Source organism: Nocardiopsis codii, from assembly GCF_036327455.1.
In the GTDB taxonomy this organism is placed as follows: domain Bacteria; phylum Actinomycetota; class Actinomycetes; order Streptosporangiales; family Streptosporangiaceae; genus Nocardiopsis; species Nocardiopsis codii.
In genome coordinates this window covers 37,918-62,656 of record NZ_JAUZMY010000010.1, presented here as the reverse complement: position 1 = coordinate 62,656, position 24,739 = coordinate 37,918, and the positions used below count along the sequence as shown (strand labels likewise).

Annotated in this window: 24 protein-coding genes and 1 pseudogene; 9 read left to right on the top strand and 16 right to left on the bottom strand. The window is 71.8% G+C overall.

Going from position 1 to position 24,739, the window contains the following annotated elements:
- Positions 1–96 precede the first annotated feature (96 nt).
- The 6 genes and pseudogenes from Q8791_RS12135 to Q8791_RS12110 form a co-directional block, all read right to left on the bottom strand.
- Complete coding sequence (locus tag Q8791_RS12135) at positions 97–690, bottom strand: Scr1 family TA system antitoxin-like transcriptional regulator (protein WP_330091759.1); 594 nt, start codon at positions 688–690, stop codon at positions 97–99.
- A 76-nt stretch (positions 691–766) separates the two neighbouring features.
- Complete coding sequence (locus Q8791_RS12130; RefSeq protein ID WP_330091758.1) at positions 767–1,045, bottom strand: hypothetical protein; 279 nt, start codon at positions 1,043–1,045, stop codon at positions 767–769.
- A 14-nt stretch (positions 1,046–1,059) separates the two neighbouring features.
- Complete coding sequence (locus Q8791_RS12125) at positions 1,060–1,374, bottom strand: hypothetical protein (protein WP_330091757.1); 315 nt, start codon at positions 1,372–1,374, stop codon at positions 1,060–1,062.
- 128 nt (positions 1,375–1,502) lie between these two features.
- Positions 1,503–1,697, bottom strand: a pseudogene (locus tag Q8791_RS12120) (BldC family transcriptional regulator); the annotation flags it as partial.
- Between the two features lie 180 nt (positions 1,698–1,877).
- On the bottom strand, positions 1,878–2,105 hold the full coding sequence (locus Q8791_RS12115) for a hypothetical protein (protein WP_330091756.1): 228 nt from the start codon (positions 2,103–2,105) through the stop codon (positions 1,878–1,880).
- The gene (locus Q8791_RS12110; protein WP_330091755.1) at positions 2,102–2,587 is read right to left on the bottom strand and encodes an ATP-binding protein; all 486 of its coding nucleotides are present in this window, start codon (positions 2,585–2,587) and stop codon (positions 2,102–2,104) included. Before Q8791_RS12110 ends, Q8791_RS12115 begins: the two co-directional genes overlap by 4 nt.
- Before the next feature lie 241 nt (positions 2,588–2,828).
- Here Q8791_RS12110 and Q8791_RS12105 point away from each other — a divergent pair, with 241 nt between their 5' ends.
- Positions 2,829–3,635, top strand: a complete 807-nt coding sequence (locus tag Q8791_RS12105) for a helix-turn-helix domain-containing protein (RefSeq protein WP_330091754.1) — start codon at positions 2,829–2,831, stop codon at positions 3,633–3,635.
- Positions 3,632–3,814, top strand: a complete 183-nt coding sequence (locus Q8791_RS12100) for a DUF397 domain-containing protein (RefSeq protein ID WP_330091753.1) — start codon at positions 3,632–3,634, stop codon at positions 3,812–3,814. Before Q8791_RS12105 ends, Q8791_RS12100 begins: the two co-directional genes overlap by 4 nt.
- 129 nt (positions 3,815–3,943) lie before the next feature.
- On the opposite strand, the gene Q8791_RS12095 is transcribed toward Q8791_RS12100, so the two are convergent.
- Both Q8791_RS12095 and Q8791_RS12090 read right to left on the bottom strand, forming a co-directional pair.
- Entirely contained in the window at positions 3,944–4,729 is a 786-nt protein-coding gene (locus Q8791_RS12095; protein WP_330091752.1) for a protein kinase family protein, read from the bottom strand.
- 2 nt (positions 4,730–4,731) lie between these two features.
- Positions 4,732–5,610: a radical SAM/SPASM domain-containing protein gene (locus Q8791_RS12090; RefSeq protein WP_330091751.1), complete on the bottom strand. Its 879-nt coding sequence runs from the start codon at positions 5,608–5,610 to the stop codon at positions 4,732–4,734.
- Between the two features lie 598 nt (positions 5,611–6,208).
- Here Q8791_RS12090 and mobA point away from each other — a divergent pair.
- Positions 6,209–6,856, top strand: coding sequence for a molybdenum cofactor guanylyltransferase (gene mobA, locus Q8791_RS12085; RefSeq protein ID WP_330091750.1), 648 nt, complete (start codon positions 6,209–6,211; stop codon positions 6,854–6,856).
- Between the two features lie 575 nt (positions 6,857–7,431).
- Positions 7,432–11,076 carry a hypothetical protein gene (locus Q8791_RS12080; RefSeq protein ID WP_330091749.1) on the top strand — a complete coding sequence of 1,215 codons (3,645 nt, stop codon included), beginning with the start codon at positions 7,432–7,434 and terminating at the stop codon, positions 11,074–11,076.
- Positions 11,077–11,168: 92 nt separating this feature from the next.
- On the opposite strand, the gene Q8791_RS12075 is transcribed toward Q8791_RS12080, so the two are convergent.
- Entirely contained in the window at positions 11,169–11,387 is a 219-nt protein-coding gene (locus Q8791_RS12075; RefSeq protein ID WP_330091748.1) for a hypothetical protein, read from the bottom strand.
- A gap of 539 nt (positions 11,388–11,926) precedes the next feature.
- Between Q8791_RS12075 and Q8791_RS12070 the strand changes: the two genes are divergently transcribed.
- Positions 11,927–12,136: a dodecin gene (locus Q8791_RS12070; protein WP_330091747.1), complete on the top strand. Its 210-nt coding sequence runs from the start codon at positions 11,927–11,929 to the stop codon at positions 12,134–12,136.
- Between the two features lie 74 nt (positions 12,137–12,210).
- Here the strand turns inward: Q8791_RS12070 and Q8791_RS12065 are convergent, their stop codons facing one another.
- The 3 genes from Q8791_RS12065 to Q8791_RS12055 all read right to left on the bottom strand — a co-directional run bounded on the left by Q8791_RS12065 (position 12,211) and on the right by Q8791_RS12055 (position 15,720).
- Entirely contained in the window at positions 12,211–12,993 is a 783-nt protein-coding gene (locus Q8791_RS12065) for a hypothetical protein (RefSeq protein WP_330091746.1), read from the bottom strand.
- Between the two features lie 158 nt (positions 12,994–13,151).
- Positions 13,152–13,880 carry a cell wall anchor protein gene (locus Q8791_RS12060; protein ID WP_330091745.1) on the bottom strand — a complete coding sequence of 243 codons (729 nt, stop codon included), beginning with the start codon at positions 13,878–13,880 and terminating at the stop codon, positions 13,152–13,154.
- A gap of 304 nt (positions 13,881–14,184) precedes the next feature.
- Positions 14,185–15,720 (bottom strand): LCP family protein, encoded by a 1,536-nt coding sequence (locus tag Q8791_RS12055; RefSeq protein ID WP_330091744.1) that lies wholly within the window; start codon positions 15,718–15,720, stop codon positions 14,185–14,187.
- 500 nt (positions 15,721–16,220) lie between these two features.
- Between Q8791_RS12055 and Q8791_RS12050 the strand changes: the two genes are divergently transcribed.
- The gene (locus tag Q8791_RS12050; RefSeq protein WP_330091743.1) at positions 16,221–17,129 is read left to right on the top strand and encodes an Lrp/AsnC family transcriptional regulator; all 909 of its coding nucleotides are present in this window, start codon (positions 16,221–16,223) and stop codon (positions 17,127–17,129) included.
- Between the two features lie 256 nt (positions 17,130–17,385).
- On the top strand, positions 17,386–18,153 hold the full coding sequence (locus Q8791_RS12045) for an RraA family protein (protein WP_330091742.1): 768 nt from the start codon (positions 17,386–17,388) through the stop codon (positions 18,151–18,153).
- Positions 18,154–18,274: 121 nt separating this feature from the next.
- Here the strand turns inward: Q8791_RS12045 and Q8791_RS12040 are convergent, their stop codons facing one another.
- Positions 18,275–18,976, bottom strand: a complete 702-nt coding sequence (locus Q8791_RS12040) for a FadR/GntR family transcriptional regulator (protein WP_330091741.1) — start codon at positions 18,974–18,976, stop codon at positions 18,275–18,277.
- A gap of 198 nt (positions 18,977–19,174) precedes the next feature.
- Here Q8791_RS12040 and Q8791_RS12035 point away from each other — a divergent pair, with 198 nt between their 5' ends.
- Positions 19,175–20,431, top strand: coding sequence for a CynX/NimT family MFS transporter (locus Q8791_RS12035; RefSeq protein WP_330091740.1), 1,257 nt, complete (start codon positions 19,175–19,177; stop codon positions 20,429–20,431).
- Here the strand turns inward: Q8791_RS12035 and Q8791_RS12030 are convergent.
- From Q8791_RS12030 to aceA, 3 genes are all read right to left on the bottom strand, one after another.
- Positions 20,400–21,218: a CPBP family intramembrane glutamic endopeptidase gene (locus Q8791_RS12030; RefSeq protein ID WP_330091739.1), complete on the bottom strand. Its 819-nt coding sequence runs from the start codon at positions 21,216–21,218 to the stop codon at positions 20,400–20,402. The two genes, Q8791_RS12035 and Q8791_RS12030, sit on opposite strands and share 32 nt — an antisense overlap.
- Before the next feature lie 67 nt (positions 21,219–21,285).
- A complete protein-coding gene (locus tag Q8791_RS12025) occupies positions 21,286–21,513 on the bottom strand; it encodes a DNA primase (RefSeq protein ID WP_330091738.1) in 228 nt (75 codons plus the stop codon).
- A 255-nt stretch (positions 21,514–21,768) separates the two neighbouring features.
- Positions 21,769–23,067: an isocitrate lyase gene (aceA, locus tag Q8791_RS12020; protein ID WP_330091737.1), complete on the bottom strand. Its 1,299-nt coding sequence runs from the start codon at positions 23,065–23,067 to the stop codon at positions 21,769–21,771.
- A gap of 218 nt (positions 23,068–23,285) precedes the next feature.
- Between aceA and Q8791_RS12015 the strand changes: the two genes are divergently transcribed.
- Positions 23,286–24,734: a helix-turn-helix domain-containing protein gene (locus Q8791_RS12015; RefSeq protein WP_330091736.1), complete on the top strand. Its 1,449-nt coding sequence runs from the start codon at positions 23,286–23,288 to the stop codon at positions 24,732–24,734.
- The last annotated feature ends 5 nt before the right edge of the window (positions 24,735–24,739 follow it).

The window sequence follows — 24,739 nt, the reverse complement described above, 5'->3', positions numbered from 1 at the left end:
GAACATTCCCGAAACGGTGCCGATGCCCCGGCTTCTCGACTCGGTCACGTGGGACGTTCGGGACGTGGAGGAAGGCCGGGAGCGGCAGGCACGTGCTCACGTGTTCGAGCGCGTCGCCGGGGCTCCACCGAGTGCGGACCCCGCCATCACCGCCGCGCCCGACGTGAGCGACGTGTGGTGGAAGGACCTCCGCGAAGCCCACGACGAGATCTCCGCTGCGTCCTGGGCGGGCCCGGCCAGTCCGAGAAGCGTGTCCGCCGCCGGGTAGCCGGTGTGGCCGGCGGCCGGTACGCCGACACCCCGATCTCGTGGGCTCCGGCCCACTGCGATGCCCCCGCCGGGTTCGACGCTGGGACCCTGCTGACGTCCAGCCTCGCCGTCCCCGCCGCCGCCAGTGTCCGAGGGTTGTTCACGGACGTCCCGGACGGTGACGCCGGGATGATCGCCCAGCTGTTCGCGGCGGCCGACGTGTGGACGGCCGTGCAGGACGGGTTCTATCCGCAGCCGGAAGCGGTCCTGACGGCCGCGGTCGAGGTGCGGGAGGGAGTTCGCTACGGCGGTCGCGTAGCCGGGGGTTTGGAGGAGGCCGGGGACGGTGCCGGGGGCGTACTGCCAGGTGGCGTTCGTTGCTTCCTCGGTGGTGAGGGCTTCCTGGCCTCCGGTGAAGACGTCAGGGGCGGTCGTGGTCATGGGTGCCTTTCCCGGTGTGCGGTCGGGGATGTGGTGTGGGGTCCGTGCGTCACCCCCGGAACGCACGGGCCCCGGCTCATGTGGCGAGGTGCTGCCAGTGGCGGACCCACACGGTCAGGTGCGCGGTGTCGGCGGCGTTGACCTGTTCGCGGGCGGCTTCCAGGCGGGCCTTCGCGGCGTCGAACTCCTGCTGGGCGGCGATCTGTTCCAGGCGGGCCAGCCCGGCGGCGGCATCCGCGGCGGCCCGTTCCCGCTCGCGCATCACCGCTGGGGCGACGCGTTCGGCGTGCTCGGTGTAGCGGGGCACGATCGGGGTTCCGTCGCTGGCATACGCGGGCCTCGTCTGCATGGTCACCGGTCGCTTCCCTCCTACAGGCCGTGTTCGAGTCGGGCCGCGGCGATCAGTTCGACCAGGTCGGTGACGGTGTCCGCTTCCACCAGGACGTCGCCGGGGTGTTGCGCCCACAGGCCGTCCAGGCGGGTGACCGGGACATGGCGGTGCAGGAACCCGGCGAACCAGCCCGGGTTGTCGGCCTCGATGCGTTCCAGGGCTTCGAGGTCGGTACGCACCCGGTCGGGGTCCAGGACGCGGATGGTGGTGGGCTCTTCGTCCCAGGGGCGTTGGAAGCTGATCGCCGGGTGGCCGTCCACGTGGGTGGGGGTGATCTTCCAGGTGGGGGTCATCGGGGCTCCCGGGTGCGGAGGGTGGTGATCAGGGCGGCGATGTGCTCGGCGGCGGTCTGGTCGGCGGAGTCGGCGGCCAACCCCTGGGCGTGCTCCAACGCCTGGACGACCGGGCCGTCACCCGGGTTCAGGAGGTCGCTGATCTGCGTCTTGGAGAACCGGCGGTGCCCGCCGAGGGTCATGACAGAGGCCAGGCGGCCTTCCTTCGCCCACGCGGTGACGGTCTTGGGGTCCACCCGGAACAGGCGGGCGACCTCGCCGGGGGTGAGCAGGCCGTCGGGGTTGGGCGGGCCGGGTCGAGGGGCGGGCACCGGGGTCTCCATCTGTCAGTGGTGGGCGGGGCCGGTCCGGGGAAGTACGACCGGCCCCGAGAGGGTGGGACCCGGGGCCGGCACCGACCGTGCCGGCCCCGGGGGTGGTGCGGCGGCGGAAACCTCCCGGGAGCAGAGGGAGGTGCGTCATCGCCGCACCGTCCGCCGGGCGATCGGAGGCCCGGCGGGGCTTCATCGCAGGCGGCCCTTGGCCAGCTCCTTGAGGGTGGACCGCATCCGCTGGGACAGGTCGACGGGGTCCGTGGACCTGAGCGGGGCCACCGTGGCGGGGCCGGTGAAGTAGGCCTCCCACCAGCGGTTGGGGTAGGACCACCGCACCCACCAGTACGGCCGGTGGTCGCGGGTGAGGGCGGCGGCCACCTGCTGTTGGCCGCGGTCGTGGGCGGGGTTCCACTTCACGGGTTCTCCACCACCGCGCGGATCGTGAGCGGACCGATCACGGCGCCCTTCCACTCCCAGTCCCAGTCCCAGCAGATGGCGAGCTGTTCGACCAGATGCAGGCCGGGCAGAGGCGACAGGCGGAGGGAACCCGACCGGGGGTAGGGGGTGACGGTGTCCCGGCGGGGGCCGTTGTCGGTGACGGCGACCCGGATCAGGAACGGGTCGACGCCGATGACCACCCGCACGTTCCCGCCCGGGTCCCCGGACCTGGTGTGCTTGTGGGCGTTCGACACGAGGGCGACCGCGATCTGCTCGACCCGTTTCGCCACCGGGCCGGGGACCACGGCGTGCACCCAGTTGACGAGGTCGGTGGTGTCGGGTTCGTGGCCGAGGATGATGCCGTGGCGACCGGTCTCCTCGAACCGGATGCGGTGGGGGTAGGGGACTCCGGCCTCGGGGGTGGGGTCTTGGGGTGACGCGGTGGTGCCGGTATGCTGCATTTGCTTCACCTCGTGTCTTTGCGGGACAGGTGGGGCTTTTGGCCTCGGAGGTCGTTAACGGCGACCACCGAGGCCTTTTTCGTGCCCGGAGAGGCCGCCCCTTCCGTGTCCCCTCCGCCGGAAGGGGCGACCCACCACGACTATGACGACGCCCAGGTCAGAGGGCTATAGATGCAACAGAACAGGCAGGGAAACTCACTACCCGTTGTTTTCCAGTCGTCTATGTTGTTGGATGTTTTTCATGGCAGACAGAGTCCTGGCGGAATGGCAGACCTTCGGTCGCGAGGTGCGTGAACTGCGACGTCAAGCTGCGCTGACACAAGGAGAGCTCGGCGAAAAACTGAGACTGACCGGGAGCATGGTCGGGCATCTGGAACGTGCGACAAGGAACCCAAATCGGGATCACGTTCGCAAATTGGATGCCCTCTTTGCAACAGGTGGCACGCTGGAAGCTCTCTACGAGGATGCGAACAGGGACGGCAGTGTTCCACCTTGGTTCCGGGATTCATTGGAGCTGGAACGCCGAGCCGACACCATCAGTGACTACCAGCCGATTCTGTTTCCCGGCTTGCTCCAGACAGACGGGTACGCGAGGGTCCTGATCACAGCCCGACAGGTGCGGAAGACCCCTGAGGAGATCGAGGAGGTGGTCGAGTTGCGCACGGGACGCCTACCCTCGATCCTTCCCCGCAAGCCGGCCCTGTGGGCGGTGGTTGAGCAGTCCGTGGTCGATCGCATCATCGGTGATGAGACCATCATGCGTAAGCAGCTCAGGCACGTCATCGATCTGGCCGAGCAAGGTACGATCCGGTTTCAGGTGATCCCGGACGATGTCCGCCACCACTGCGGTCTGTGTGCGCCATTCCGGCTGATGAGCATGGACAGTCGCAAGGTTGTTCAGATGGAGCACACCCTCGGGGGCACGACCTACGATCGGGTTCACGAATTCGAGGAGATGGCCGCCCTGTTTGGTGCCCTCCAAGCAGAGGCACTGTCGCCTCGCAGATCCCTCGACGTCCTGCGTCAAACGATGGAAAGGCTCTCATGAGCAACGTCCGAGCCAACTGGCACAAGTCCACCTACAGCGACGGCAACGGCGGCCACTGCGTGGAGGTTGCGGAGGGGCCGGTCACAGGCATCCGCGACACGCAGAACCGGGAGTTGGGCCACCTCGCGGTGCCCGCCCCTGAGTGGACCGCGCTGGTGAACGCGGTGCGCGGCCGGTAACCCCCCACGAATGCGAAGAACCGCACCCCGCCAGTCTCGGTGGCGGGGTGCGGTTCTCATGTTCAGCGGGTTCAGGCTACCCCGGGCCCGGGGGCAGGACACACCACCAGGACCAAAGACCCCACCCTCCTACCGGCCGCCCAGGTGCTCCGCCCACGCGGTGGCCGCCTCGGACAGTTCCTGTAGCCACCCTTCCTCGGGGTGCGAGCGAGCGATCTCCGCGTACTTGCGGGCGTTCACCGCGGAGCACACCTGCCGCGCCCGGACCGACGCGACATCCCATGCCTTCAACCTGGACACCCAACCCAAAGCCGATGAAGGTGTGTGCCCAGCAGAGACCAGCTGCACGCCGAGCATGGTCGGCATCAGCGCCGCAGAGGCACGGGTCGGCCACTCCCAGTCGACCACCCACCCACGCCCGCCCCCATCCAGCAAGATGTTCCGGCCGTGCATGTCGGCGTGGGTCAGGGAATCTCCGCGCAAATAGGGGAGGTCCTGCTGGTCCGCGAACTGGTCCCAACGGGTGTCGTCCCACCCTTCCGCCACGGCGGGCAGCCCCACCATGTAGATGCGGTCGACCGCCGAGATCGCCGGGCCCAGGTCCGGGGAACCCGGGGCAAGATCGGTCGGGCGAGCGTCCAAGGCCTCGACCACGGTCACGAGCCAACCGTGATCCTCGACGTGGAAGAGGAACTTCGGCGCCACCCCTTCCAGGTGGGGACCGATCGCGGCTTCGCGTCGAGCCGCCTTCCGGTTTCCCCCGGCCTTGTTCGGAGTGGCCTTGACGAACACGCGTCCACCCTGGCTGTTCTCGACGATCGCGGTGGTGGAACCTCCGTACCCGCCTGCAGCAGGCTTGATGACGAGGTCCGTCCCAAGACGAGGTTCGAGCAGAGCGATGATGTTGCGGTCCATGGTCACTTCCTGGGCGGGCACCAGCTCAAAGGACCGGGCCTGCATTCGTTGTCGGGTGCGCATTCAACGGTGACGTGGCCGCCGTCTTCGTCCTCGTCCTCGTTCTTCTTCCCGGCCAGGATCCCAGCTCGGGCCTGGGCCATCCCGGGGCCGGTCAGGATATCGACCAGCTCTTCGGTGTGGACGTTTCCCGTGCCCATCCAGGTGGTGAACACGCACGGGGACACGGTGCCGTCCGGTGCGACTGAGGCCCGGTTGTCTCTGCATGCTCCGCACAGCCCGGAGCAGTCCGGTTCGGTGTCTGGGTTGCCGCGCCCGTAGGGGCGGACGTGGTCGACGCTGATCCGCTGCACGCCGAGCTGGTGCAGTTCGGCCCGGGTTTCCTCCACCCCGTCCCCGGTGGTGGTGATGATGCTCGCCCGCGTCGGGATGCCCAGGCTCAGGGCTTTGACGAGGTTGCGGCGGGTGTGCCGGTGGGACGCCGGGCGGCCGGTCATGGCGTTGTGTCGGGCGGGGTCGTGCGAGTAGTACGAGGTCGCGAGGGACATGCCCGGCCGTTGGAGCAGTACCCACCAGGCCGGGGAGAGGTAGACCATGTTGCTGTAGGTCTCGACGTTCAACCCGTGGCCGAGGGCGTGTTCGGCGATGGCCGGTGCGTCGGGGTGCAGGGTGGGTTCTCCGCCGATGAGCTGGAGGTGGCGGACCCCGGTGTCGGCGGCCTGGTCGACGGTGCGCAACCAGTCGGCGCGGGTCATGGTGCCGTGGTCGCCGTCAGGCCCGGATGCGTTGTAGCAGTGGGCGCATTCGAGTTGGCAGGCGCGGGTGAGGTCGAGCCAGATCATGCCGGGGGCGGTGATCGGTCGTTCGGGGGTGATGGTCACGCTGCCTCGTCTCGGTGAGGTGGTGGTTGTTCCATCGGGCCCGGGAGCCCACCACGGACAGTAACCCGCCGTGGTGGGGGAGTCACCGGGTTGGCTGGAACCGGCCACCCCACACAAACGGCCGCCCCCACTCCCACCGCGTCCCCGGCCCCGTCGCCCTGGAGGATCCCGGCGGCGGAGCCCGGGTCGCCCGGTGTGCACATCGGATGCCCGGGCGGTGACCCCGGCGAGCAGCCCGCTTCCTTCGCTCCGTTGGGACTGTTGTCGATGCCGTCCATCAGGGCAACGGTGGTCCTCCGTCGACATGGGCCACAGCGTGGGCGTCGCGGGCGGGCGCCACGCCGCGCCACGGAACCGGTACGGCTCTGCCTCATCGGGGGGTACCTTCTCCGGAGATGTCGAACAGGACAGGGATTCGGTTCCGGCGGCCTGTGACTCCCTCGCCTCCCGCATCACGGACTGCCTCCACGACCCGTTGTTCCGGTTCACGCCATTGAGCTCGCACAGCTTCCGATCGGGCGGAGGCTCGCCCGTACGCTCGCTGTCCACCCGAGGGCCCCTCCGCCCAGGAGGCGCCGCCGTGGTCCATCCTGGTGACATGGACACCCCGAGCACACGGAGAAAGCCTCCCCGCCAGGAGGGCCCCCGGGCCCTGGACGCGGTGATCCTCGCCGGAGGCGGGGGCCGCCGCATGGGCGGCGTCGACAAGCCCGGGCTGGACGTGGCCGGACGCACCCTGCTGGAGCGCGTGGCCGACGCGGTCCGCGCCCACGGCGCCGCCGCGGACGGGCCGGGGACGGACGCGGACGCCCGCGTGATCGTGGTCGGCCCGCGCCGGGAGAGCCCCCGCGCGGTCTACGTCCGCGAGGACCCGCCCGGGGCGGGCCCGGTGCCCGCACTGCGAGCCGGACTCCCGCACGTGCGCTCCCGCTGGTTCGCCCTGCTCGCCGCCGACCTGCCGCACCTGGCCCCGGTCCACCTGGGCGCGCTGGCGGAGACTCCGGCCCCGGGCGACACGGGCGCCGTGTTCGTGGACTCCTCCGGTCGTGAGCAGTGGCTCACCGGTGTGTGGCGCACGGACGCCGTCCGCGACGCCCTCGCCGGATACACGGGCCGGTCCCTGTACGGGCTGCTCGGGCCCCTGGGGCCGCGGCTCGTCCCCGCCGACGACCTCGCCGTCGCCGACTGCGACACCCCCGACGACCTCGCACGGGCCCGCAGCCTCCTGGAACCGCCCACCGCCTAGTTCCGTGCTCCCGCGCGGGTCCACGACCACCGCTCACGCCCCGGTCGCTGACCCGTGCCCGCGAGTCGACCGTGCGCCGCCCAGACCGTGCCCCGAGTCGACCGTGTCTCGCCCGGTCCCGCTCCCCGCCTGTGTCCGTCGCCGTCCACAGGCGCGGACAGGGGCTGGTCCCCGCGGCCGAACGGCGGTTTCCTGCATACAGGGGGCCACCGGTACCGCCCGCACCGGCGCGCCCGCAGAAGGGTTCGAGCCCCGGGCCCTCCGCGGCTCCCCACCCCCATCGCAGCGCTCATCGCCCGCAGCGCCTTCCGCCGCCCCCTGTTCCCGCGTCTCCCACAGGGCTCCCGCCCGTCCCACCTGGCCCCAGAGATCCCTTCCGTCCCACCACTCCCCGCGCCCTCTGCCGCCCCGCCCACCAGCGACGCTTGCCGAACCCGGGCGCCGTGGTCCATCATGAGCGCCATGACGATCAGGAAGGGCGGAATCCGCCCGGGCCTTTGAGCCCCACCGCGCCGACGTACGGGTCGGCCGACCACCTCCTCCGGTCCCTCCGGGACGAATCCCCATCCCGGCGTATGCGCGGCCTCGCGCTCTACGCCCGCGACTACGCCGGCACGCCCCACCTCGCCGGAATCCTCCGGCAGCTCGAATCCGGCGGCCACGGCCGCCTCGCCGTGCACATGGCCACGGCCGCGCGCGACACCACCACCGTCGCCCGCCACCTCGCAGGCCCCGACCACGCACTCCGCCGCGCCGCGCTGCGCGCCGTCCGCGAGTACCCGCTCCCCGACGAGGCCGTCCCGCCCGTGCTGACGGACGCCCCCACGGGTCTGCGGCGTGCCCTCTACCTCACCCTGTTCCACGCCCGGCGCACCACCGTCGCCGACCGGCTCCTGCCCCGCGTCCGCACCGACCACGGCGACGCCGAAGCCGCCGCGCTCCTGCCCGCCTGCTCACCCGGACAGGTCGCCCGCCACCTGCCCGACCTGCGCCACGCGGTCCGCTCCTGGACCCGCCTGGCCCGGCGCCACCCGGACGTCCTCTTGGACCTCCTCGCCGACACCCGCGACCAACTCCGGGAACGAGGCGGTCGCCCGCACAGCCTGTTCCCCGACTGGACACGCGTCTGCCGGGCACTCGACCCCGTCCGCCCCGCCGAACTCGGCGCTCTCGTGAAGGATCTCGACCAGCGCGGCGGGTTCCGGGCCGCGTCCCTCCCGCACACGCTGCGCACACTGCCGCCGGGCCCCGGCCGCCGCTCGTATCCGCAGCGCTTCCCGGCCCTGCCCGACGGCAGCCGCGACATCCGGTCCCTGCACAGGGAGATGCGCTTCCGGCCCGCGACGGCCCTGAAGGTCCTGCGGACCATGCCGCCGTCCATGCGGAGCGAGCACCTCGACCTGTGCCTCGGGGGCCGGGTCGGCCACAGCGGGTTCGGGCTCCTGCCCTTCCTCGGTCTGCTGTCCCCCGGCCGCGCCGAGACGGAGGCGCGCGACCTCCTGGAGCGGCTCACCGCCTTCCATGCCCGCAGCACCCGGTACACCGACCCCGACGACGACCTGGACGCCATCGCCCACCTGCCCTACCGCGAGGCGGTCGGGCCGCTGGAGGAGGCGGCCGGCGCCGGGGACGCCGCCCGCCGGGCCCGCGGTCTGGCCCGGCTGGTGGAGGCCACCGCGCGCACCGGGGACCCGGCCCTCCTCGCACGGGTCCTCACCGAGCGGGTCGCCCGCTGCCACTCAGAACGCGACCCGGTCCGCCGCGCCCTGCTGAGCGCGCTGGCCACCGTCCCACCGCCGATGCTGGCCGGTGGGACCGGTCCTGCCGACACCGACACCGACACCGACACAGCCGACCGCACGGTCACGGCGCTTCCCCCGCTGCGCGGGCTGCTCACCGACACACTCCGGAGCCGCGACACCTCACCCGACACCCGTCGCGCGCTGCGGGACCTGGCCGCCCGCCTGTTGCGCCACCCCCGCACACGCGAGATCCCGGAGGCGGTCGGCTGGGCGCTGGACGCCTACACCGGTCTCGTCGCGCACTTCGGTGCGGAGGGCCTGGCCGCACCCGGGCGTCCCCGGTCCCGCCCGCCGTGGTGGTCCGCCGGCCCGCGTGACCGCGGCCTCCACGACCTCGAACCCTTCCTCGACCAGGTGCTTCCCCCGGGACTGGAACAGGACCTGTACCGCGGGCTCGCACCGGTGCTCGGAGCCGCCCGCGCACGGGGCGACTTCGCCCCCGCCGTCGCCCTCGCCCGTGAACTCGGCCGCCGCACCCGGCTGCTGCCCGAACTCGGGCAGCAGTTGCGGGCCGCGATCCTCTACGACCCGTCCGGCGGTGCCGCAGACGAGGCCGCGGTCCTGTACCTGGCCGGACCTGACTTCCGTGCCGACGCCCTGGGCCTGTTCCGGTCCGACCACGCCACCGCGCTGATCCCCCGGGTCTGGGACGTCCTCGCCCGCCACCACGCGCCGTGGGCCCTCCACGCCGTCCTCGGCGCGGCCGAGGCACGTCGCGCTGCGCCCGACGCCGGGCCGGGGGCGGCGGCGCCCGGCCCGGACACGGGTCCCGACCGGGCGGGCTCGCCCTCCGTCCGCGGGGCCCCTGGGGTTGCGCGAACGGTCCGGGTCCACGTACCCCACGGCACCGACCTCCCCCTGCCCGGAGCCGTCCGCGCGTCCGGAACCGGCACGTTCACGGACCGCGTGCCCGATACCCGTGATGCCTGGGTGCCCCGGATCGACGCCCGGACCGCCCGCGACTGGCCGCAGGACCTTCGGGAGCGGGCCGCCGCGTACCTGGAGGGGATCGTCGACGACCCCTTCCTCGCCTTCGACGAGCGCGAGGCGGCCCTGTCCGGCCTGGGCCGCCTTCCCGGTACGACCGACCGCGTCGCCCGCCACCTGGACGGCCCGGACACGGTTCTCCGGGAGGCGGCCGTCACAGCGCTCGGCGACAGCGACCGCCCCGACCACGCCCTGCGGCTGATCCTGGCCCACGCCGACGGTCCGCGGTCGCGGGCCGCCGCGCCCGCGCTGTCGCGCTGCGCTCTCGCCGTCGCGCCCTCCCTGCTGGGGCCCGCACTGGGCCGGACCCTGGGCGGTCCGGCGAAGGTCACAGTCCGGAGGATGGCGGCGCGGCTGCTGGAGCACCACCGCCCGCCCGGCGCCGTCGCACACCTCGCCCGCGTCCTGAGCACCGACGGGTTGCACCGGGACGTCCGCGCCGCGGTGGCGGGCGCGCTCATGCGCGCCCTCGACCACCCCGCCGCGCTCCCCGCCCTGGCCGCGCACGTCCACGGGTTCACCGAGGTGGAGGTCCAGTTCTCCCTGCTCGGGGTTGCCCCGACGCACTGTCCGCCCGCGAGTAGGGAGGCCGCCGCCGGTGTGGTCCTCGCGCTACCCGAGGCGGACCGCGCCCACTGGCGCATCGACGGGTGGACGAGTCGTTGGGCGCCCTGGGCCGGGCACGACCCGGACGCCGCCGTCGAGGCACTGTGCGATCTGGAGCGCCCGTTCGACAAGGCGTTCCGGGTCTTCCGCGAACTGCTGGCCGCGGGGCGGGGACATGACCGGATCCCGGTGGCGCTGTCCCGGCTCCTGGCCTCGGTCCCCGGCCCCGGGGAGGGTGTGCCCGTGCGAGGGAGGGACGACGCGAACCTCGGCGGGCCCCACCAGCGGGTACTCCGCATGGTGCGCCTCCTCGGCGAGGAGGCGCCGCGGTCCGCAGGGGACGACGGCGTCCTGCGCCGACAGGTGTCCCTGGCGCTCGACCTGCTCACGGACCGGGACGAGTACGGGCCGGAGGCGGTGCAGCTCGTGCGGACGATGATCACCGGGGAGATCGCGCGGGCTGACGGCGACCCCGATCCGCGCAAGATCGGCGACCTGCTCCTACGCGCCGCGAGGATCCAGTCGCGGTACGCACTCCGCTCCGGGAGGGGGGTGGAGGGACTGGTCGACACCGTGGTCCCGCGCTTCGACCGCGGCGAGCTCGCCCGGGAGACGCTGGTCCCGCTGACACGTCACGTATTCGGGGCCGCGGCACGGACGGAGGGCGCGGCCGGGGAGACGATGGGCCTGGTCGGCCTCGGCATCGTGGAGCGTGTCGGCCGTGCCCACGACTGGCCCGCCCCATGGCCCGAACTGCTCTCCCAAGCGGGCGGGCTCGGACACGCGCCGGTGCGACTGGCTGCCTGGCGACTGGCCGTGGACTGAGGTCAGGACGGGGCCGGAGGGCGTGCCTTCCCGCCCGGCGCCCGGGCAGGAGGACGGGGTCGGGCCCCGCCCAACGGCGGTCGGACCCCGTCTCAGCCCTCGAACTCCGCCATGGGCACGGTCTCCCGCAGGAATCCGCGCATGTCCAGGAAGTCGGTCAGGTACTGGCGGTGCTCGTCGCAGGCCAGCCACACCTTGCGGCGGTCGGGGGTGTGCAGCTTGGGGTTGTTCCACACGAGCGCCCACGTCGCGTCGGCGCGGCAGTCGCGCCGGGAACAACGCGTCTGGGCGGCGGAACCGGTATTACCCAATGGTGACCCCCGGGGAGCGAATCGGCTGCCACGGTCAAGCCGTGGCCATGATCGGGTCTGGGCGCCGATCATACGCGGACAAAAGGCGACGCCGGGTGGTTACGGGGGCAAACCACCCGGCGTCGCACGCGATGTTCCAACGGGGGCTCGGAACATCGCTCCCGCGCTTCGACGGGGGACCGAAGCGCTAGGTCCCAATGTACACCGAGGCCCCCCGGTGTACGTCAAGAGTCAGTTACGACGTTGTCTCGGGAGAGTCCCGCCGGGCGTGGGTCTTAAGTCCCAGGTCAGGACTTATCTGACACTTCGCCCACGGAAAAGGCCGCTTTCGGGTCGGGGAATCGAGTCCCTCGGGTCACGTGCGTCCCACTGGGGTGTAAAGCACGCCTTTTCCAGGGGTAAAGCGTCCTGATCGCGCTCCGACCCTGGAGCGGACGCGGCGAGGTGTGTCCCGTGTGGCCCTTGGGGTTTCAGGGGAGGCAGGGAGACGGGGGTCGCGCTGTGCGCGACCGCGCAACCGACTACGCAGGGGGTCCCACATGTCCCACCACACCTACCGCGTCACGGAGATCGTCGGCACCTCTCCGCAGGGAATCGACCAGGCCATCCGCAACGGAGTCGACCGGGCCTCGGCCACGTTGCGCGGGCTCGACTGGTTCGAGGTCACCGAGATCCGCGGGCACATCGAGGAGAGCGGCGTCGCCCACTACCAGGTGGGCCTCAAGGTGGGGTTCCGCCTGGAGGACTGACGCGCAGGGGAGCCCGCGCGGACCGGCTGCCGGGTCCGGACGGCACGGACCGTCCGGGCCCGGCCGCCGGTCCGTCAGCCGCCGTCCGCGCCGTTGCCCCGCTGGACGTCCACGTGCACGTGGTCCAGGTGCCGCAGGATCTCGTTGTCCGGGTCGGCGTCGTAGTCCCGCCAGCCCAGCGACGGGTAGGAGGTGCTCCAGATGCGGTCGTCGAAGATGATCACGTCGATCTCGTAGTCCGGGGCGTGCGCGATCAGCCAGTGCGCCATCAACCAGCCCTCGCGCCGGTTGTCCTCGTCGACCGGCCGGTAGAAGATGTCGATCGCCCGGCCCTCGTAGTGCGCGGACCCCTCGCCGTGCCCGGTGTCGTAGCCGCCCGGGTGGTAGCCGCCGAGACTGAGGTCGGAGAAGTACTCCTCCATGCCGTCCTTGAGCCCCTCGGCCCGCGGTGTCAGGCCGGACGGCTCCAGGTCCTCCTCGACCCCCAGCTCGCGGTTCTTGACGGACCGGCAGGTCAGGGAGGGGCCCGCGTCGTCCTCCGGGCCGTCCTCCAGCACCGCGGTCACGGCGTCGGGGATGTCGTCCGTGTCGGGGGCCTCGATCGGGGCGGAGTCGCCCTGCGCGGAGACGGCGGCGGCCGTGGTCGCCCGCTGCGCCTGGTCGCGGTCCAGGCGGACCTGCTCCTCGCCGGTCCACACCGAGCACTCGGGCCCCCACGGTGTCGACACGGGGAGAACGTCGTTCCTGGCGATCCAGCGGGTACCGATGACCGCGACGACGCCGAGCGCGGCCAGGATCGCCACGGCGACCACCAGCCCGTGCCAGCGGCGTCCGGGCCGTGTGCTTCTGTGTGTCATGCCCTCTGCCTCTCCGCGTTCGTGCCGGGCGGTGTTCGGACGCCGTGGCATGCGTTCAAGAGTGGTCAACCTCCGACGACCCCGTCAGATTTCAGGCACTGGGGACATTTTGCCCACATTGCTCTCGGTCTACCGTCGCGGGGTACGACCGAGGAGGGTCACCGGATCGACCAGAGGACGAACAGACCGCCCAGGACCAGGGTCACCGCCCATATCCGGTCCATGGTCACCCCCTTCCACCGCAGGGCGTGCACCCCCAGGAAGTCGTAGGCGAGCAGAGCCGCGACCCCGGCCGCGCACAGCATCGCCGCCGTGTGCACCCCCGTCGCCGCCAGCCCGGTCAGGGTCGCGTCCCACAGCGTCCACGCGCCGTCGGCCGTCCCCGCACCCGTACCGTCCGCCGCCGCGGACCCGGCGACCGCGCCCTCCGCGGGGACGGCGGGATCCCGACCGCCGTGACCGCCGTGTCCGCCCCCCTCCGCGTGGGAGAGGCGCCCGGCCAGGACCGGCATGAGCATGAGCCCCGCGCCGTGCGCGGACGACATCAGGAACGACCACGCCGCCAGCTGCCACAGGGGGAGCCGCACCTCCCGCCAGTGGAAGTGCCGCCGCGACAGCAGCATCAGCAGCCCGGCGAGAACGATCACGGCGCCCCCCACGACGGGGAACAGCACCGAGGCGGTCACCGAACCGGTGACGGTGATGGCCACGGCGGCCACGGCCACGCTCCCGGCGTGCCCCGCCGCGACGGCGGGAAGGGAGCGCAGGACCTCGGAGCGGCCTCCCTCCTGGAGGCCGCGGGAGACGGCCAACAGCCACCCCATGCCCGGGTGCAGGCCGTGGAAGGCGCCCAGCGCGACGAGGGTCCAAAGCTGCGCGGAGGTCACGGCGCCAGAGTCACACGGCCGGGACGGGTCGGCAACGCCCCCGCCGCAGCTGACCGACTCCGGTCAGGCGCGGTTGCGCGGGGCCGCGGAGGGGCAGCGGGCGAGCCGCCCCGTGGTCCCGCAGCTCCGCCCCGGTCCGGCCCGGTGGCGTGGACGGGTGAGCCGCCGAGCCGTCCCGGGGCGGTGGAGGGGACGGCCGGGCCCACCGCCGCCGAAGCTGTCGGCAGGCCCGCCCGGACGCACCGGAACGACACGGCGCCCGGGGCCCCGCGGGGCCCCGGGCGCCGTCAGGCGTCGGATCGGATCAGGGGCAGAGCGTGTTCAGGTCGGTCGCGTCCGCGCCCACCTGGCGGCCCGGGTCGGCGGGCTCCTCCTCGTCCAGACCGGTGTACTCCTGCCACTCGGTGCGGTCGCCGCCCTCCGCCGCGCTCTCGGAGACCTCGCCCTCGGTCGCCGCCTCGGGTGAGGCGGACGGGGAGGCCTCGTCGGGCAGGTCGTCGGTCTCGTCGCTCGCGGCGACGATCGCCTCGGCGACCAGGGCCCTGACCTCGTCCCAGTCGGGGCTGGCGGTGTTGACCTGCGGCGGTGACAGCTGGAACGTGCTCATCCGCCCGGTGTCGGTGACCAGGTCGGCCAGCTCGATGAACGCGGGCACCTTGGACTGCGGGATGTCCGTGCTCAGCGTCCGCGCGGTCGCGCCGGCGAGTCTGCGGTAGCTGGTCAGGATCGTCCTCGGCTCCACCTGCTCGGTGACGTACTTGATCAGGCAGCCCTGCCGGCCCATCCGGCCGTAGTCGTCGCTGTTGACCCGGGAGCGCCCGTACCAGAGGGCCTCGTGGCCGTCGAGCCTGCGCAGGCCCGGTTCCAGGACCCCTCCGTGCACGCCGTAGGGGATCGGCTCCTCGATGCGCACCTGGACGCCGCCGATGGCGTCGATGAGGTCGCGGAAGCCCATCATGTCGACCATCGCGTAGTAGCCGATGTCCAGGCCGACGTTGTAGCCGATCACCTTCTTGAGGGTGTCGGCGGACGGGTCGCCCACGATCGGGTTGAGCGCCAGCTCGTCGGGCTCCTCGGCGACCGTCTGGTAGACGTCGTTGAGGAGCAGGTCGAAGCCGTACGGCTCGGGGTAGCGCTCCGCGAGGGCGCTGTCCTCCGGGAACAGCACGTTCTCCAGGTTGCGGGGCAGGCCCACCAGGACCGCCTCACCCGTCTCGGGGTCCAAGCTGGCGACCATCATGGTGTCCGTGCGCACCCCGTAGCGGTTGTCCGCCGAGTCCGCGCCGATCAGCAGGACGTTGACCCGCTCCGCCCCGTTCCAGGGGTCGGCCGCGTCATGGGGCGGCGACTCCGGGTCCTCGTCCCCGCCGAACACGTCGGCGAGGGTCTCGTGGGCCGTGTACCCGCCGTGCAGGGCCAGCGCCGACGGCGCCGCGATGGCCAGGCACAGCAGCAGGACCACCGATCCGCTGAGCACCCGCCTCCCCAAGGGCCCTCCCCTGGGCCGCGTGATCGCCCAGGAGTGCAGGACGATCGCCAGCCACAGGACCGCGACCACGAACACCAGGCCCATGGCGCCCAGCAGCCAGCGGCTCTGGACCGCCATTCCGGCGATGAGGGCCATCGGCCCCGACTCGTGTGCTCCGATGCGCCAGGCCCAGACCGCCAGGGCCGCGATCCCGGCCAGGTACAGGCCGAGGATCAGAACTCCCGCGACCCTGCGCCGCATACGCAGATGGGCCAGGCCCGGGAGGGGGACCGACGCCGCGGTCCACAGCAGCGCCCGCCCCGTGCTCAGGCGCGTGAGCGCCTCGTCCCGCTGATCGTCCTCCGCTGCCACCGACGATTCCTCTCCAGCATCGAGGCGGCTGGGTCCGCCCCGTTCCGTTGTCCCCCGCCACCTTCGCCGCGCGATGGTCGCGCCCCGGGGTCCGGGTCCGTGCCCGTGAACCCCTGTCGGGTCAGCGTCCGGCGGAGGCCGCCCGGAACCCTCCCGGGCGGCGTCCGTCTGATCGGACGCTCGATGCGGGTCGTCCCTCGTCCCTCGGGGCGTGTGGGCCCCTCGGGGTGGCTGGTGCGTACCCGCCCGATCAGTCTGTCGCTTTGCGAGAGTTGTGCGCACGACTACTCACTCACGAGGGATGTTCTATACAAGTCTGTTATGTGTTCTCGACGTCATGGATGGGGGATTGGGTGATGCTTTCGGGTCGATCAAAGGGGTGAATCAACCGATTTCTTTCGCGATCAGTAGTGAACGGGCGCCACAGCTGCGATGATCTGGCCGCAGGAGGGGGCGTCGCCCGGGGGAAGGGCGACGACATGGGAACGAAAGGCACCATCGTGCTTGATGCGGTTGACGCCGCGCTTATGCGCGCGTTGCAGGGGGACGGCAGAGCGACGTTCCAGGCGCTGGCTGACGGAGTCGGCCTGTCCCGGACGGCGGTACGCGCCAGAGTGCGCCAGCTCGTTCATTCGGGGGCGATCCGGATCGTGGGGGTGCTGCACGCCGGGGTTGTGGGCATGGAGGTCCTCGGTCATGTGTCGTTCCGTGTCAGCGGTCCCGTGGGGCCGCTGCTGGAGGCACTGGGCGAACGCGAGGCGGTGACGTTCGCGGCGCAGTCGGCCGGGAGGTTCCCGGCCGTCGCGCAGGTGCGGGTGGCCGATGACGCCGCCCTCACCAAGGAACTCACCGATCTGCGCTCGCTGCAGGGGGTGGACGGCGCGGAGGTCTTCCGCGCCAACGCCGTCTTCAAGGACGCCCACAGCAGCGTGAGAGAACTGCGCGACATCGAGTTGGACGCACTTGACTGGCGCTTGGTTCGCCAGTTGCTCAAGGACGGCCGCGCGTCGTACGCGGACCTGGCCCGCCAGGTGGGTCTGTCGCAGGCGGCGGCCCGCTCCCGGGTCGTGCGGCTCCTGAACTCGGGCGTGGTGCACGTGACCGCGCTCGTGGAGCCCTCCGCGGTGGGAGCCAACGAGCAGCTGGGCTTCGGCCTGCGCTGCCGGGGCGACGCCGAGGCGCTGGGCTCCGCGCTGGCGAACATGCCCAGGATCTCCTTCATGGCCAGCGGCTTCGGCCGCTACGACATCATCGGCACCCTCACGGCCCCGGACCGCTGCCAGCTGGTGGAGGCTCTGGAGTCGGTGCGGTCGGCGCCGGGCGTGGGCTACGTGGAGACCTGGGAACACCTGTCGGTGCGCAAGGAGCGCAGGGGCGGGGAGCGGCCTGTGGAGTGGATCACCGGCTGAACGGGACCGTCGGTCCGACCGGCCCCGACCCGACTCCGGTCCGGTCGGGGCCGGTCCCGTGTGTGCCCGGGGAGGGCGCCGCGTTCGCGCCGCCGCTATCTGTAACCACCGGTAACATTTTTACGTGTTTCCGCCACGTATGGCTTGCGTCACGCTTAAGTTACCCGTGAGTATGGAGGGGGTCGGCTGGAACCGGCCGCACCGGGCGCGGGTGTAGTGGGAGGCTGACGTGGCGCTTGCGAATACGTTGACGGCTGTGGGAACGGTGGCCCTGGCCCGCTGCGGCGGCCGGCCGTTCGGTACCCACCTGTTCTCCGTCTGGCCGGGGGCCGCGTTCGCCGCGGCCGCCTTCCCGGTGCGCTGCACCCCGGGGGACAACCTCGCGCTCCACGTGGCGGTGGCGCAGGCGCCGCCCGGGGCCGCCCTCGTCGTGGACGTGGCAGGGGAGTCCGAGTACGGCTACGTCGACGAGATCCTCGCCGTGGCCGCCCGCACCCGCGGGGTGAGCGGCATCGTCCTGGACGGCTGCGTCCGCGACATCGCCGCCATCGCGCGCTGCGAACTCCCCGTCTTCGGCGCCGGCGTCGCGGTCCGCGAGGCGGGCCACGAGGCGGGGGGCTCCGTGGGCCGGGAGATCAGCATGACCGCGAGCGGCCCCGCGCCCCTGCCCGTACGCCGCGGCGACTGGATCGTCGCCGACGACGACGGCGTGGTCTGCCTGCCCAGGGGGCAGGTGAGCGCCATCATCGCCGAGACCATGAGCAGCCTCTCCCGGGAACAGGAGATCATCGACGCCGTGTACGCGGGGGAGAGCACCCTGGACCTGCTCGGCCTGGACCCGTCGCGGGTCTCGGGCTGGGAGGGGCCGGCCGACCGCGGGGCCCGGCCCGTGGGGGGACGGCCACGGGCCCTGGGGGCCGTACGCCGCGACACCGCCGCGCGCGCGGCCGAGGGGCATCCGGGCGCGGGCCGCCCCCGGGTCGCGCCCCGTCCCGCCGTGGGCGAGATACACCGGGGCGACTGAGCCCGGGGCGGCACGCGCGAACGGCCCGGGACGGTCCTGGCGGACGGTCTCGGGCCGTTCGTCCCGCGCGGTGGTGTCGAGGACGCGCGGGAGGAAGCCCCTTCGGGCGCGGTCGGCTGTGTCAGTCCTCGGTGAGGGAGAGCAGCTCGTCGATGTAGCAGGTCGCCTCGCGGGCGGCCGCGGAGGCGTCGGCGGCGCGGATCGCCTCGGTCAGCTTCGAGTGGTCCACCCCGTCGGTCGCGGACGAGGGCTGGTTGGTGGCCCCGTTGTTCTGCTCGTACGCGGTGTGCGCGATGCTCGCGTACACGACCTGCGCGATGTCGTCGTACAGGTCGATGAGCAGGGTGTTGTGGGTGGCGTTGACGACCGAACGGTGGAACGTGAAGTCGGCCTCCACGAACGCGCTCATGTCGTGGTCGCGCCAGGCGGCCTCGCGCAGGGCCATCGCGCGGTCGATGTCCGCCATGTCCTCGTCGCTGTGGCGCAGGGCGGCCAGCCTGGCCGCCTCCACCTCCAGGGCGCGGCGCACCTCCAGGTTCTCCCGCAGGCGGGAGCGCTCCAGACGGCGGCGCAGGGCGCCGCCGAGCTCGCTGGAGGCGCGGACGAAGGTGCCCGCTCCCTGGCGGATCTCCAGCAGGCCCGCGTGGGCGAGGGCGCGAACGGCCTCACGGACGGTGTTGCGGCCCACCTCAAGCTGGTCGGAGAGCTCCGACTCGGTGGGGATACGGTCGCCGACGGCCCATTCACCCGAGTCGATCTGCGCTCGTAACTGACTGATGACCTGGTCTACGAGACCGGTCCGGCGTGTCGAGGCGAGGGGCACGCGTTTACCTCCTAGGGGCGGGTCGCCGGATGACTGGGCCAGCGCACAGGTACGGAACGGTTAAGGCCGGAGCTTAGACCAGTTACCGTCGGGAATTGGCCTCGAACGGCAATGCGTTATCCTCATGAAGTACATCCGGTCATCCCACGAATCTGCGAGCCGCCTTCCATGAGCGCCGGATCAGCGCCCCACACGCCCATGACAAGCGAACTCTCCGCAGGCAGGACCGCCCCGTCCCGCCCCCCGCGGGGCGTCCTCCTTCTCATCGCGGCCGGGATCGCCCTCGCCGCCCTCAACCTGCGCACCGCGATCACCAGTGTCGGCCCCCTGCTCGGCGAGGTCACCGGCGGCCTCGGCATGACCGCGGTCGGCGCGGGCGTGCTCACCACACTCCCCGTCCTGTGCTTCGCCCTGTTCGGCGGGCTCACCCCCGTCCTGGCCCGCCGCCTGGGAGAGCACCACCTGCTCGTCTACGCGCTGACCGCCGTCACCGTGGGCCTCGCCACCCGCGCGCTGGTGTCCGAACCCTGGATGTTCCTCTCCCTGAGCGCCGTGGCACTGTCCGGTGGCGCGATCGGCAATGTCATCCTCCCGGCCCTGGTCAAGCAGCATTTCCCCGAGCGGGTCGGCCTGATGACCACCGTGTACACCACGGCCCTGGCCCTGGGGACCACCATCGCGGCGGCCACCACCGTCCCCCTGGAGCAGTCCACGGGGGAGTGGCGGATCGCCCTGGGCGCCTACGCCCTCTTCGGCGTCGTCGCCGCCGTGCCCTGGCTGCTGGCTCTGCGCCACGAGCCCGCCCCCGGAGACCCCTCCCAGGCCCTGGGCTTCCGCCAGGTGCTGGGCACGGGTATCGGCTGGCAGGCCGTGCTGTACTTCGGCACGCAGTCCTCGGTGGCCTACATCATGTTCGGCTGGTACGCGCAGATGCTGCGCGACCAGGGCATGGACCCCCAGACGGCGGGACTGGCCCTGTCCTACCTCACCGTCCTGGGCATCCCCATGTCGCTGGTGCTGCCCACGCTGCTCACCCGGATCCGCGACCAGCGCCCGTTCGTGGTCATGTTCGCCGTCGCCTACCTGTCGGGCCTCGCTGGGCTGTGGTTCCTCCCGCTCACGGGCGTGTGGGTGTGGACGACCCTCGTCGGGATCGGCATGGGCAGCTTCGTCTTCGCCCTGACCGCGTTCGCGCTGCGCACCCGCACCGGCGCCGGAACGGCGGCCCTGTCGGCGTCCAGCCAGAGCCTGGGTTACCTGATGGGCGGAGCCGGACCCTTCCTGTTCGGTCTGCTGCACGAGACCGTCGGGGGCTGGCACGCCCCCCTGCTCCTCGTGGTGGCCCTGGTCGTGGTCAACCTGGGGGTGGGCCTCCTGCTGGGCAGGCCCGGCCACCTGGAGGACGCCATCAGGGAGCGCGCGGTCAGAAGGGCAGCCAGTCGATCCGGCCGATGAGGTACACGGAGCCGACGAACGCCACGATGTCGATGACGGTGTGCGCCACCACCAGCGGCATCACGCGCCCGTAGCGCAGGTAGAACCAGCCGAAGACCAGCCCCATCACCAGGTTGCCGAAGAACATCCCCACCCCCTGGTAGAGGTGGTAGAAGGCCCGTAGCACCGAGCTGGCCAGCACTGCCTTCCACGGCGCCCAGCCGAGCTGCCCCAGGCGGTGCAGCAGGTAACCGACGACGATGACCTCCTCCAGGACACCGTTCTTGGCGGCCTGGAGCACGAGGACGGGCACGTCCCACCAGTTGCCGTCCAGGGTGCTGGGCACGACCGTCAGCGTCAGCCCCAGGTTCCAGGACACCACGTACACGGCCAGGCCGCCCGCGCCGATCAGCGCGGCCAGGGCGGCGCCGGTGCCGAGGTCGAACCCGGGCCGGCGCACGTCGAAGCCGATCGTGCGGGACGACTCGCCCGACCTGCGCATGAGGTAGGCGACCAGCAGCACCGGGGCCAGGGAGAACGCCAGCGCGTACACCTGGCGGGACAGGTCCAGCCAGGGACGGGCGTCGGCGCGCGGGTTCACCAGGCTCGCGGTCTGCTCGGCGAGCGACCCGGGAGCGGTGAGCACACCCGCGAAGGAGATGATCGCGGAGACCGCGGCCGCGCCGAGGGAGAGCGCGAGGACGCACACGACCTCCCAGCGCAACAGGCCCCTGTCGGGCAGGGCTGTGGGGGAGGGCGGCGTCCCCGCGTCCTCGGCGGCGTGCGGTGCGTGGGTCTTGTCGGTCACGCGTCGCAATCTACGCGCTGTACGGCGGACGCGTGACCGGGGGGTTCAGGGGCGTGGCGTCCGCACGTCAGTCGTCGTCGCCGTCATCACCGTCATCGCCCTGGTCGTCACCGTCGTCACCCTGGTCGCCGTCGTCGTCGCCGCCGTCATCGTCGTCCCCCTGTTCCACGTCCACGTCCGGGAGGACGTCGTCACAGGCGGCGGTGCCCAGGACCACGAACGCGGCCAGGGCGCCCACCGCGAGGAACCGGCGCAGGAAGGACAACGTCGAGAGGAGCGGGGCGAGGAGTTTCACGGGTGCCTCCGGGGCTCGTAACGGGCCGGCGGGCGCCGGCCCCGTGCGGGGGCCAGCCTAGGACCCGTCGGAGCCGACGGCCACCGCCCGGAGCCCCCGAACACGCGGAGGCGCCCGGAACCGGGCGCGAACAGGCCGCCGGCCGTACGCGTGTGACACGGACGCGTACGGCCGACGGCCAGGGGGTGGAGTTCGTCCCGCCCCGCCCCAGCCACGAAAGCGGGGAGGGACGAACTCCTGGGAACGAAGACCAGGTCAGTGAGCCGCTGAGAACTGGTCTTCCTCGGTGGAACCGGTGAGAGCCGTGGTGCTGGCCTCAGGTGAGATGGTTGTGCTGATCGCGTCGAAGTAGCCGGTGCCGACCTCGCGCTGGTGGCGGGTGGCGGTGTAGCCGTCGGCCTCGGACGCGAACTCGGCCTCCTGGAGCTCGACGTACGACGTCATCCCGTTCCGGGCGTAGCCCTTGGCCAGGTTGAACATCGAGTGGTTGAGCGAGTGGAAGCCCGCCAGGGTGATGAACTGGAACTTGTAGCCCATGTGGCCCAGCTCGCGCTGGAACTTCGCGATGGTCGCGTCGTCCAGGTGCCGCTTCCAGTTGAAGGACGGCGAGCAGTTGTAGGCCAGCATCTGGTCCGGGTGCTCCGCCTTGATGCGCTCGGCGAAGTCGCGGGCGACCTCCAGGTCGGGGGTCGCGGTCTCCATCCAGAGCAGGTCGGAGTGCGGGGCGTAGGCCAGGCCGCGGGCGACACAGGCGTCCACGCCGTTGCGGAAGCGGTAGAAGCCCTCGGCGGTGCGCTCGCCGGTGACGAAGGGCTGGTCGCGCTCGTCGATGTCGCTCGTGATCAGGGTCGCGGCCTGGGCGTCGGTCCGCGCGATGACGAGGGAGGGGACACCGGCGACGTCCGCGGCCAGGCGGGCGGCGTTGAGGGTCTTGACGTGCTGGCCGGTCGGGATGAGGACCTTCCCGCCCAGGTGGCCGCACTTCTTCTCGGAGGCCAGCTGGTCCTCCCAGTGCACGCCGGCCGCACCGGAGGCGATCATGCCCTTCATCAGCTCGTAGGCGTTGAGGACACCGCCGAAGCCGGCCTCGGCGTCCGCCACGATCGGGGCGAGCCACTCGGGCGCGGTGTCGTCGCCCTCGGACCAGGTGATCTGGTCGGCGCGCAGCAGCGCGTTGTTGATGCGGCGGACCACGGCCGGGACCGAGTTGGCCGGGTAGAGGCTCTGGTCCGGGTAGGTGCTGCCGGAGAGGTTCGCGTCGGCGGCGACCTGCCATCCGGAGAGGTAGATGGCCTTCAGCCCGGCGCGGACCTGCTGGACCGCCTGGTTGCCGGTGAGGGCGCCGAGGGTGTTGACGTAGTCCTCGGTGTGGAGCAGGTCCCAGAGGCGTTCGGCGCCGCGGCGGGCCAGGGTGTGCTCCTCGGTGACCGAACCGCGGAGCCTGACCACGTCGTCAGCGGAGTAGGTGCGCTCGATACCGGCCCACCGGGAGTCGGTCTCCCAGTCGCGCTGGAGTTCGGCGCTGGCTTCCTGTCGTCGAGCGCTGGTGCTCATGTTCGTTCCCGCCTTACGTGTAGTCCCCAAGGTGTCCGCACCGGTCGAGGGGAGGTCCTGCCAGGGCCAGGGGGTGAGCCCTGGGCGTATGTTCCCCGCCGGTAACTATGATTCTTGGCGAAGATCCAGAGCTTTTCCACGTGAAATCGTGCGAAGATCAGCGATTCTTTCCGTAAGATGAACCCATGGCGTACTTTGGTGCTGAAGAAATACCGTCTTTGACAGGTGACCTAGATCTCGTCACCTTTGGTCAGCGGCTCCGCCACCTGCGGCGCGCACGCGGTCTGACCCTCTCCGACCTGGGAGAACGCGTCGGCAGGGCGCCCTCCCAGCTCTCCCTCCTGGAGAACGGCAAGCGCGAGCCCAAGCTCTCCCTCCTCACCTCGCTGGCGTCCGCGCTCGGCGTCTCCGTCGAGGAACTCCTCTCCAAGCAGCCGCCGAGCCGCCGGGCGCAGCTGGAGATCTCCGTGGAGGAGGCGCAGCGCGACTCCCTCTACCAGGAGCTCAACCTGCCGCACCTCAAGGTCGGCAAGAGGGTCCCCAACGACGTGCTCGAACACATCGTCGGCCTGTACGACGAGCTCAAGAGGCGCCACGCCAAGCCCACGGCCAGCCCCGAGGAGGCCAGGCGGGCCAACGCCGACCTGCGCCGCCAGATGCGCGAGCGCGGCAACTACTTCGAGCAGATCGAGAAGGCGGCCACCGAGACCCTGGACGCCGTCAACTACACCGCGGGCGCCCTCTCCCAGGGGCAGATCCTCGCGATCGCGACGCACCACGGGTTCAGCCTCAGGTACGTGCAGGACCTGCCCCGCTCCGTGCGCTCCCTCACCGACCACGTCAACCGGCGGATCTACCTCAAGCGCGAGACCACGCTGGGTATGCACAGCCCGCGCACGATCCTCCTCCAGACCCTCGGCCACGTCGTCCTCGGCCACGGCCAGCCCCGGGACTTCGGCGACTTCCTGCGCCAGCGGGTCGAGGCCAACTACTTCGCGGCCGCGGTCCTCATCCCCGAGAGCACCGCGGTCACCTACCTCCAGGAGGCCAAGCACGCCCGCGACCTCTCGGTGGAGGACCTGCGCGACGTCTACTCGGTCTCCTACGAGATGGCGGCCCACCGGTTCACCAACCTGGCCCACCGGCACCTGGACCTGGTCTGCCACTTCATCCGCAACGACGAGACCGGCATCATCTACAAGGCCTACGAGAACGACGGCCTGGTCTTCCCCACCGACGAGACCGGGGCCATCGAGGGCCAGCGCATGTGCCGCCAGTGGTCGGGGCGCCAGGTGTTCGCCTCCCCCGACCGCTACTCGATCTACTACCAGTACACCGACAAGCCCAACGGCACCCACTGGTGCGTGGCCCACGTGGACCCGAGCCGCGAGCGCAACTTCGCCATCACCCTGGGCGTGCCCTACAAGGAGTCGCGCTGGTTCCGCGGGCGCGAGACCACCAACCGGACCCAGTCCAACTGCCCGACCGGCGAGTGCTGCGTGCGTCCCCCCGCGGCCCTGGCCGCGCGCTGGGAGGGCAACGTGTGGCCCTCGGCCCGCGCCCACTCGCACGTGCTGTCGGCCCTGCCCTCGGGCACCTTCCCGGGTGTGGACGAGCACGACGTCTACACGTTCCTGGAGAAGCACAGCGGGGACGAGCGGGCCTGACGGCC